The sequence below is a fragment of the Anaerotruncus sp. genome, from assembly GCF_057433415.1.
The window spans coordinates 1-9,435 of the sequence record NZ_DBMDHH010000077.1; the positions used below are offsets into that span (position 1 = coordinate 1).

10 protein-coding genes are annotated in these 9,435 nt (G+C 65.3%); 5 read left to right on the plus strand and 5 right to left on the minus strand.

Annotated elements, in window-relative coordinates:
* Nucleotides 1-201: 201 nt before the first annotated feature.
* The 3 genes from ACZO3G_RS13830 to ACZO3G_RS13840 all read right to left on the minus strand — a co-directional run bounded on the left by ACZO3G_RS13830 (nt 202) and on the right by ACZO3G_RS13840 (nt 2,035).
* The gene (locus tag ACZO3G_RS13830; RefSeq protein WP_277138688.1) at nt 202-1,089 is read right to left on the minus strand and encodes a radical SAM protein; all 888 of its coding nucleotides are present in this window, start codon (nt 1,087-1,089) and stop codon (nt 202-204) included.
* A complete protein-coding gene (locus ACZO3G_RS13835; protein ID WP_277138690.1) occupies nt 1,086-1,505 on the minus strand; it encodes a C-GCAxxG-C-C family protein in 420 nt (139 codons plus the stop codon). Before ACZO3G_RS13835 ends, ACZO3G_RS13830 begins: the two co-directional genes overlap by 4 nt.
* A 185-nt stretch (nt 1,506-1,690) precedes the next feature.
* Complete coding sequence (locus tag ACZO3G_RS13840; protein ID WP_276872948.1) at nt 1,691-2,035, minus strand: helix-turn-helix domain-containing protein; 345 nt, start codon at nt 2,033-2,035, stop codon at nt 1,691-1,693.
* Nucleotides 2,036-2,356: 321 nt separating this feature from the next.
* Here ACZO3G_RS13840 and ACZO3G_RS13845 point away from each other — a divergent pair, with 321 nt between their 5' ends.
* The 3 genes from ACZO3G_RS13845 (at nt 2,357) to ACZO3G_RS13855 (ending at nt 5,994) form a co-directional block, all read left to right on the plus strand.
* Nucleotides 2,357-2,872 carry a ferritin-like domain-containing protein gene (locus ACZO3G_RS13845; RefSeq protein ID WP_101549671.1) on the plus strand — a complete coding sequence of 172 codons (516 nt, stop codon included), beginning with the start codon at nt 2,357-2,359 and terminating at the stop codon, nt 2,870-2,872.
* A gap of 66 nt (nt 2,873-2,938) precedes the next feature.
* Nucleotides 2,939-3,598 carry a zinc ribbon domain-containing protein gene (locus ACZO3G_RS13850; RefSeq protein ID WP_276872951.1) on the plus strand — a complete coding sequence of 220 codons (660 nt, stop codon included), beginning with the start codon at nt 2,939-2,941 and terminating at the stop codon, nt 3,596-3,598.
* A 170-nt stretch (nt 3,599-3,768) separates the two neighbouring features.
* Nucleotides 3,769-5,994: a hypothetical protein gene (locus tag ACZO3G_RS13855; protein WP_276872952.1), complete on the plus strand. Its 2,226-nt coding sequence runs from the start codon at nt 3,769-3,771 to the stop codon at nt 5,992-5,994.
* Between the two features lie 84 nt (nt 5,995-6,078).
* Here ACZO3G_RS13855 and ACZO3G_RS13860 read toward each other — a convergent pair whose 3' ends face one another.
* Complete coding sequence (locus tag ACZO3G_RS13860; RefSeq protein ID WP_276872954.1) at nt 6,079-6,798, minus strand: glycerophosphodiester phosphodiesterase family protein; 720 nt, start codon at nt 6,796-6,798, stop codon at nt 6,079-6,081.
* Nucleotides 6,799-6,993: 195 nt separating this feature from the next.
* On the opposite strand from ACZO3G_RS13860, the gene ACZO3G_RS13865 reads away from it, so the two are divergent.
* On the plus strand, nt 6,994-7,650 hold the full coding sequence (locus ACZO3G_RS13865) for a hypothetical protein (RefSeq protein WP_101549663.1): 657 nt from the start codon (nt 6,994-6,996) through the stop codon (nt 7,648-7,650).
* 171 nt (nt 7,651-7,821) lie between these two features.
* Nucleotides 7,822-8,592 (plus strand): hypothetical protein, encoded by a 771-nt coding sequence (locus tag ACZO3G_RS13870; protein WP_276872955.1) that lies wholly within the window; start codon nt 7,822-7,824, stop codon nt 8,590-8,592.
* Nucleotides 8,593-8,931: 339 nt separating this feature from the next.
* Here ACZO3G_RS13870 and ACZO3G_RS13875 read toward each other — a convergent pair.
* A partial coding sequence (locus tag ACZO3G_RS13875) for a PfkB family carbohydrate kinase (RefSeq protein WP_486847346.1) occupies nt 8,932-9,435 on the minus strand: 504 nt, incomplete at its 5' end.

The following is a 9,435-nucleotide window of genomic DNA, read 5'->3' on the forward strand; positions in this document are numbered from 1 at the left end:
GGCGCCGCCATGCGCCGGCGCCCCCGACACAGGCCGCGCAGGCGCGGCCTGTCCGCCGCCGCGTCGCCGCCGCGCACGCGGCCTGAACGCGTACCCGCACGCCGCCCGGCGCCATCCTGCGTCCGCGGCGCGTGAAAAAGCCGCGGGAATCCCGCGGCCCTCCTGCTTTTGGCGTTCCCTGTGGATACGCATTCCATGTCTTTACACGCCCTCCAAATCAAAGGGGGGCGTGTATTCTTCTTTTGCGGAGCTTTTCTCCTGCATGTAGCCGCGGACGCCCAGCTCCCGCGCGCGCTCGAGCACCCTGCGGTATTCGTAGCTGCTCAGCCGCCGGCCGAGCTCGGGGAACTCCCCGCTGCGGTAAAAGGGGATGTACTGGCTCATGACGCTCACACGGATCTCCTCCAGCGGCAGGTTTTCCGCAATCCATTCGAGCACCGCGATCGAATCGTGGAGCCCGCCCGGCAGCACGAGATGGCGGATGACGAGCCCCTTTTCGAGCAGCCCGTCCGCCCCGAACCGGACGGGTCCCGTCTGCCGGAACATTTCGGCGATCGCGGAGGACGCCGCCCGAAAATAGTCGGGCGCGCCCGAATAGCGCGCCGCGCGCGCCGCGTCGGCATATTTGAGGTCGGGCAGCCAGACGTCCGCCACCTTCCCGAGCAGCTCCAGCGTCTCGGGAGACTCGTAGCCGCCCGAATTGCAGACGACGGGAATTTTGAGCGCGGGGCGGGCGCGCTCCACCGCCTCCACGACCCAGGGCGCCCAGTGGGTAGGGTTCACGAGGTTGAGGTTGTGCGCGCCCTGCGCCTGCAATTCGAGAAAGATTTCCGCCAGACGGCCGACGGAGATCTCCTTCCCGAAGTTTTCCGCGCTGATCCGGTAGTTCTGGCAGAAGCAGCAGCGCAGCGGGCAGCCGGAGAAAAAGACGGTCCCCGAGCCGCGCGTCCCGCTGATGCAGGGTTCCTCCCACTGGTGCAGGGCCGCGCGCGCGACGCGCGGGAGCGCGCCGCCGCCGCAGAATCCCCTTCCCGTCCTCCGGTCGGCCCCGCAGGCGCGCGGGCAGAGGGTGCAGTGTCCGAGCCTCATTTCCCTTCGCCGAGCAGCTCCCGCTCGATGAGCCCGGCCGCGTAGATCACCAACTCGCGGCAGCTCTTTCCCTCGCCCGCCTTGCGCCGCTCGATCAGCTGACGGCAGGTGGTGCTGCCGTTCTCCGCCTGGAAGATGCTCTCCAGCTCCTTGATCCGCGCGTAGGTCGCGGCCTTGGTGAGCCCCTTCTCGGGCGAGCCGCCGCTCCCCTGGAGCCCCGCGAGCATATAGACCGCGCTTGTCGCGCCGCATACGCCGCTGTGCATGCCGCCGATGCCGCCGCCGAAGCCCTCGGAGATTTTGAACGCCGTCTCCCCGTCCATGCCGAAGAGGTCACAGTAGGCGCAGAGCACCGCCTGCGCGCAGTTGTAGCCCTGCTTATGCAGCGCCACGGCCTTTTCCACTCGATTTTCCATCTTTTCGCTTCCTTCGATACGGTTGTCCTTTGCCGCCAAAACCGGCGGGATTGATCATAAATGCATGATAGCCGCTTCGGTTATTATACCAGCCCGCGCCCCGGTTGTAAATCGTCCGGCGCGCAAAAAGGCACGGGGCCGCCCATCGGCGGCCCCGTGCCTTTTACGCTGCCCGCGGTCCGGCCTCAGAAGAGCTTCCCGAGGCTGATATAGTTCTGAATCAGCAGGCTCAACTCCTCCTGCCGCTCGGCGGGGAGCTCCTGCGCCGCGAAAAAGCTGCGTTGGAGCGCCGTCATCCGCCGGTTCTCCGGGGACATCAGGTCCTCGTCAAAGAGGCGCATGGTCTGGAGCTTCAGGCCATCCGCGATCTGGTCGAGCGTCTGCACCGTCGGGTTGCCGTTGACCCGCTCCAGCCTGCTTACGCAGGCGGTGGTCATCCCCGACGCGAACGCCAGCTGTTCCTGTGTCATTCCAAGGGAAGTGCGTACAAACCGGATGTTACGTCTGATTACCTCGTTGCTGTTTGACATGCGTCCACACCCCTTTTCGACATCATAATACATTTTTCGACCTATTTCAAACTACCATAGTTCTAGATGTATGTTACCAGTATCAAATGTATTTTCTATTCGTGTAAAAGCGCCCATCAAATTTGTGCATCATTTTTTGGAACCGGTTTTTTCTACAAAACAGCCGCTCGCAGGAAAGGCAAATTATACTTTTATTATAAGTTTTTCATGACCACAGTGGAAGCCCTGCGCCCCATCTTTTCCGGAAAAATTTTTCCCAGTCTGTCCGGAGGCCGCCGCGCATATCTTTAAACATGTAAAAACCTGACAGGAGGGACCCCCATGAGCGATCAGAACGCCATCCTCTACGCGGCGCCGGAACCCTATCCTCCCATCCGCGTGGAGCGACCCAATCCCCGTTACGCGCAGATGCTCCAGGCCAATTTCGCCTCCGCGGGCAGCGAGCTCACCTCGATCACCCAGTACACCTACCACAGCCTCGTACTCGGACGCTCCGCGCCCGAGGCCGCCGACGCCCTTCACCACATCTCGATCACCGAGATGCACCACCTCGACATCTTCGGCAGGCTCGTCCTGCTGCTCGGCGGCGACCCGCGCTACTGCTCCCCGCGGCAGGGCTGCCCGGTGGCCTGGAACGGCAATATGGTGACCTACCACGCCTCCCTCTGCGAGGCGGTCCAAAGCGACATCTCCCTCGAGCAGGCCGCCATCCACACCTACCAGTACCAGGCGGCGGCGATCGAGGACTGCTATATCTCCGCGATGCTCAACCGCATCATCCTCGACGAACAGCTCCACATCCGCGCCTTCCGGCGGATTCTCGAAAGCTGCTGCTGACCCGCTTGCATTTTCCGGAGGCTGTGCTATCATATTCCCAGAATCCCCCTCGGAAGGAGGAACGGCATGGTCTGCCCTTACTGCAAAAAACGCATCCCGCGCAAAAGCGCCTACTGCCTGCACTGCGGCGCGCCCCTCTCCGCCCCCGCCGGGGCGGACGCCCCTCCGGTGCGCGCCTGCATCCTCTGCGGGCGGCCGCTGCCCGAGGGCGGCGTCTCCGACCTGTGCGACGCCTGCCTGCGCGGGGAAACGCCGGACGGCGTCCCGCCCGAGCCCGAGCTGCTCCCCGACTTTGACGAGAGCCCGCCCGGCGACGCGCCGAAATCCCGGCGTAAGCTGCCGCGGTGGCTGCTTCCCGTCCTGCTCGTCATCCTGCTCGCGGCGGGCGGGCTCCTCTTCTTCCTGCTGCGCCCCGGCGCGGAAGCCCCGCGGGAGCAGGCCGGCGCGCAAACCGATGCGGAGCGGTACGCCGTCTCCTGCGCGCAGGAGATGGTCCGCGCGCAGGCCTACGACCCCGCCAGCGTCCACTTTTACCAGCAGGGCCTGTCGGTCGACGAGGAGGCGGGCGTCTACACCGTTTCCCAGCGGTTCGACCGCAACACCGCCTCCGGGGAGACGCTCACCGAGTCCTATACGGCAAAGCTCACCCTGTCAGACGGCCTGGACGGCTACTCCCCCCTGATGCTGGAGGTGGGGGGCGGCGTCCTCTACGACAACCGCGAATAACCCCCGCCCGGGGCGGCCAGACGGCCGCCCCGGGCTTTTTTCCCCGCGCGGCGTGCCGACACAAAAAACACACAGGGATCTGTCCCCCGGCGGCTTCCAATTTGGTTATAAGAGTAACCGGAAAGAGAGAGAAACTGGAAACGCAAGAGCAAAGAAGGGGGCATCTCACCATGAAAAAACTGCTCGCACTGCTTCTGGCGGTTGCCTGCGTGCTGTCGCTGAACGTCGCGGCCTTCGCGGCGGCCTACGACATCTATACCGACCCGGTCGTCGGCACCATCCTGAACGGGGACGGCGAATCCGCCTACGATTCGGGCTACGACACCCTGAAGCCCGGCGACGACTACTACTATATCATCGGGCCCTCCTCCGTGGCGGGGTACGACATCCTGACCGACAAGGACGTCGTCCGCTTCTCGATGAAGAAAAAGACCAACGGCAAGCTGGTCAGCGGAGCCGACATCGTGGAAAAGCGCTTCAACGGCACCCGCTACGTCTGCATCAGGTTCTCGATCAAGGACAATTTCTCCGCCGACGAATACAAGGTCGAGATGGAGGCGCAGATCAAGGCGCGCAAGGATTTGATCGTCACCCACTATCCGAGCCTCGGGGGCCGGGACTTCTTCCCGATGTTCAAGCTCGCGGGCCCTTCGGCGCGCAGCGCGGACCTGACGCCCGAACAGCTCGGCGCCGCCTACGAGCAGGCGGTCAAGGAACTGGCCGCCGCGGAAAACAGGCAGAAGGACCTGCTGAAGGAGCTCAAACAGCTCGCCGCCGACGCGGGTTACGCCGCGTTCAGCCCCGGCAGCCCGGTTGAAAAGATCCCCGGCGCCGACGCGCTGAAAGCCGAGGCCGACCGGCTGCAGAAGGTCTATGAGGACCTGAAGGCGCAGTACGACGCGGAGCAGAAGACCCAGTCGCTCACGGCCGAGGCGGAAAAGCTGCGGCAGCAGCTCGCCGACCTCGACGCGAAGATCAGGGAGGTAAACGACCAGATCGCCGCCCTTCCCACCGAGCAGCCGGCCGACACGTCCGCGCTCCAGGAGGCGCTGACCGCGCTCAAACAGAATATTAGCGGCCTCACCGGAGTGCTCACCGGTTTGGGCGTCGACGTCGACGCCGCCCTCGCGCTTGGCGAAGGGCTCTCCACCGGGAACCTGCCCCGGACGCAGCACCCGGACGCGCTGCTCAACATCTTCGCGTCCGAGAACGCGAAAGAGGACCCGGAGGAAAAGGACGCGGCAGGCGTCAACGCCATCCTGCGGGGGCTTCAGGGCGAGGGCAGCATTTTTAACGATGTTCCCCTGATCGACGACGAGGGCGGCAACTGGGCCGCCGTCGGCGGACAGCTCTGGACGCTGGCGGTCAATCAGGCGGGCCAGCTCGGCGCCATGCGGGCGCAGGCCGAAGGGCTGCAAAAACAGATCGACGACGCGGCGCCGCAGGCGGGCAACGCCGCCCAGCGGCAGGCGCTCGAAGGCCAACTTACCACGCTCAACGGCGACAGAGCGAAGCTCGAGGCCCGGTATCAGGAACTCACCGCGGCGAACCTCTCCCCGCTCGGCGCGCCGGTCACCATCGAGCAGGTGAACCGGGCCAAGGCAGACGCCGACGCCGCCAAGGCGAAATCTGACGCCGCGGCCAAGTACGGCGAGACCTACCTTTTGTGGGCGGAGCAGAAAAACACCGTCGTGCCCGCCGCCCAGAAGGCGAAGGACGAGGCCTACAAAGCCTACTTCGAGGGCGCGACCCAGGAGGAGCGCCTCCAGTCGGGCAAGACCTATTACCACGCCTTCAAGCTCTACATCCAGAATGAAAACCGGGTGGACGACGACGCGACCTTCACGATCGGTGAAAAGGGCGTCGTGATCAAGCCGGTCAAAAACGAGCGCAACATCGTCACCTGGGAGAACGCGGACGGGCCGGTCGCCTCGATGACCTTCCTCGCGGATTCGGACGCCGACTACTACTGCCCGCGCCTCTCCACCCGCTGGAACGACGCCGACTACCTCGACTACTTCCACGACGTGGACGCCTACCTCTTCGACTTTGTCGACAACCCCCGCGTCCCGGCGGCGACCCGCCCGACCCTCTCCCTCTGCAACCCCTTCGTCGACGAGGACGGCGACCTGACCGTGCGTGAAAGCCGCATCCACGTCTACGAGGTGGACGGCGACGGCGAGCTGATCGATAAGACCCACCTCTTCAACTTCGGGGAAAACGACGACGGCGACCGGGTGCTCTCCATCCGGACCTTCACGCTGGGCACCTACATCGTCTCGGACGGTAAGGCCGACCTGCCTGAAAGGAAGCCCTCCAGCCGCCCGGCCGACGTTGAAAAGCCCACCATTGAAGTCAACAACAACCGGAAGCCCGTGCCAAACACCGGACGCTGACTTTCCTGCCGGGCTTCCGGTCCGTTCACAGCAAAGGGGCGCCCCCGGCCGATGGCCGGGGGCGCCCCTTCGTTTTATGCCCGTTCACGGGCGGATCGCTTCAAAGATCATGCCGTCGCACCTGGCGCGCGCGAGCCTGCCCTCCTCCGGGGTGCGCACCGTCCACGCGAGCAGCGGAAGCCTTTTGCGGCGGCATTTCAGCCGCAGCTTTTCGGTGATGCCGCCCAGCTCGTAGGCGACGAACTGGGGCCTCGAAACGCAGTTGAAGAGCATATGCCGCAGGGCGTAGGCGCGCAGGCCGTCCCGCAGGCCCTCGTACTTCCGGCAGGCGAGCTGGCCGCACACAAGATGGGGCGCGTTTCTCCGCAGCCACCAGACGGTGAGGGGGTTAAAGGACTCGAGGATCACCGGGCCGCGGTAGCCCGCGAGCTCCCGCACGAGCGTGCGCTCCAGCGCGCCGGGAAGCCCGCCGTTTTTGAGTTCGATGAGCAGCGGCACCCGCCCGCCCACACATTCGAGCACCTCCCGCAGCAGCGGGATCGTACAGGCGGTGCCGCCCAGCCGCAGGCGGCGCAGGCTCCGGAAGTCCATCCGCTCCACCGTCCCCCGCGCCCCCGTCATCCGCCGCAGGTCGTGGTCGTGGAAGACCACGAGCGTCCCGTCCGACGCGCGGTGCACGTCCAGCTCGATCGCATAGCCCGCCTCGGCCGCCGCCCGAAACGCGGGCAGGGAGTTCTCGGGGACCCCCTTCCCCGCCGCGTGCAGCCCCCGGTGGGCCACCTTCTGATATCCTTTCAGCAGCATTGCGCATAATCTCCATGACAGATTTGATCGGCCGGTTTCCCGGCCGGTTCCATTTTACCACGCGCCGCGCCCCGCCGCAACGCCCGCCCGGTCTTTCCGGGGAAATTGGAAAAGATTTCACGCATTATTCACATTTTGCGGGTATAATGGAATTGTTCTTTACCGGACCCAACACAGCTTTCAGGAGGAACCGACATGAAAAAATGGATCTCCCTGCTCCTCGCCGTCCTGACGGCGTCCGCGCTCGCGACCGCCGCCTTCGCGTCTTCGATGGGCGGCGTCGTCAAGCCGAACGAAAACGGCGACAACACCGTCACCTTCGGCAACGACAACGTCACCTACGCCAAGCTCTCCTTCAAGGCGGATTCCGACGCGGAGAAGTTTTACGTCGAGCTGTCGACCGACTGGGACGACTGCGCCTATGGGGCCGATTTCTACGACCTCGACGCCTACCTCTACGCCTTCACGGTGAACCCGTCGATCCCCGCCACCTCCGCGCCCACCCTGCTGCTCTACAACCGCTTCGTGGATGAAGACGGGGAGCTGACCGTCAAGCCGGGCGACGTGACGATCTACCAGGTGAAAAAGACCGGTCTCACCGACGTGACCTCCAGCTTCACCGCCACCGAGACGGGCGACGGCGACCCCGTCTTCGCGATCCGCACCCGCGCGCCCGGCACCTATGTGATCTCGGCGCAGAAGGTGGAAAACGCCTCCGGCGCGCTCTCCCCCCGCAGGGTCACCGACGCCGACCGCGCCGAAGAGAAGCGGGACGCCGCCTCCAAGCCGGCCTCCGACGGATCCGGGGCGGCCCCCGGGACCAAAGCCGTCCTGCCCTCCTTCGCCAAATGAACCCGCGCGTCCCGTCCCCGCCCGCAGAGGGCGGGGACTTTTTTTCGGCCGTCCGCAGGAAAACGCGCCAAACGCCGCACTCTATGGTTGGACCTTTGCGCATTTTGTGATATGATTGTGTTGCGCGGCGACCGCCCGAGGGGCGTCGCGGCCAGATGTGGGGGGATTGCCATGGGTAGCAAGGACTACCGCGCCAGGAAAATCGAATATTACGGGCGCCCGATGGGCGCGCTGAATCTCTATATCTATCTGCTGCTGCCGGTCTTCGTCGTCTGGCAGGCGGTCAGCTTTACCTGGCGCGCCACCGTTGCAAGCGCCCAGTTCGAGACGGTCACCGAGTTTTTGTCGGCGTTTATCATCCTCGTCCTCGGCGCCGCGGCGTGGCTATCGGTCTACGGCGTCGACCGCTACGCCTTCTTCAGCAACATCGTCTTCCTCTTCGCGGCGGGGGCGTCGCGCGTCATCCAGACCTTCTTCCCCACCCTGCTCGACGGGCGGGGCGGGGCGGTCTCCGCCGACCTCCAGGCGGCCGTCGCCCCGGCGGCGCAGGCGGCCCTGTCGATCTCCGGCGGGCTCACGGCCTTCTTCTCCTCCCTTCAGGATGGGGTCGCCGCCGCGGCCGGGAGCTCCCTGTCGATCTTTTCGGGCGGGGGCGGGGGCATGGGCGCGATGGGCGGCATGGACCCGTCCGGCGGGATGGGCATGGCCGGCATGGGGATGGACGGCATGGTGGGCGGCGCGCAGCCCGCCGCCACCTCCCTGATCGGCAAGCTCGTGGGGCTCTTCGTCAAGACGGGAGAGGACTTCACCCTCTTTGCCAACACGGTCGAGTGCGGCATCTTCGTGCTCGTCTGCCTCTTTTTCCTTTTTTACTTTTTCGGCAACCGGAAATTTTTCTTTTCCTCCCTCGAGGATTTCCGCGTGCGGGATGAGGCGGGCTGAGAAAACCCCCGGATCCGGCCCCGGCCCGGCGGGGCCGGTTCCGTTTTTCCCCGCACCCCTCCCCCCGTCCGCGCATATCCTGTCAATGGGGGTGTTCCCCCGTTTCTTTGGGAGGTAACCAAAGATGCACCGCTCTGCCACACCATGCCTTCCCGGGCATCCACCAGCCGTTCTCCTGTTACACCCGACCCTCCTGTTATAACCACACCGGCACAGAGATCCCGCGCCCGCGGCCTTCGCGGGCGCGGGCGGGGCCGGCGGCGCGGGAGGCGGCGATCACATAAGGGCCGGGCGATGGGATTTTTCCCATCGCCCGGCCCTTCCTTATGCCCCCGGGGGCTATTTTGACAGAGGGAGCCTCGCGGCGCGCACCTCTTCGATCGTCGGGATCGAGGAGGACGCGCCCTTTTTGGATACCGCCAGCGAGGAGGCCGCCGACGCGAGCCGCAGCGCCTCCGCCACCGTCTCCCCTCCCAGCGCCGCCGCGAGGAAAAAGCCGGTGAAGGTGTCCCCCGCGGCCGTCGTGTCCACGACGGGCACGTCGTACACCCCGTGGGAGAGCCTCGTTTCCCCCTCCCCGTAGAGGACGCCGCTCTTCCCCAGCGTCAGCACGATACGGGAGCCGGGGAACCGCGAGAGCATCTCCGGCAGGATTTCCAGGGGGTCCTCCCTGCCGGAGATCTGCGCGCCCTCCACCTCGTTGAGGAGGAAGATATCCACCTTCCGAAGGTCGCACGCGAGCATCCGCTCGTCGAAGGGCGAGGGGTTGAGCGCAATGGTCATCCCCCGCTCATGCGCGCGGTCGATCAGGTAGTCCACGAGATTTACCTCATTTTGCAGCAG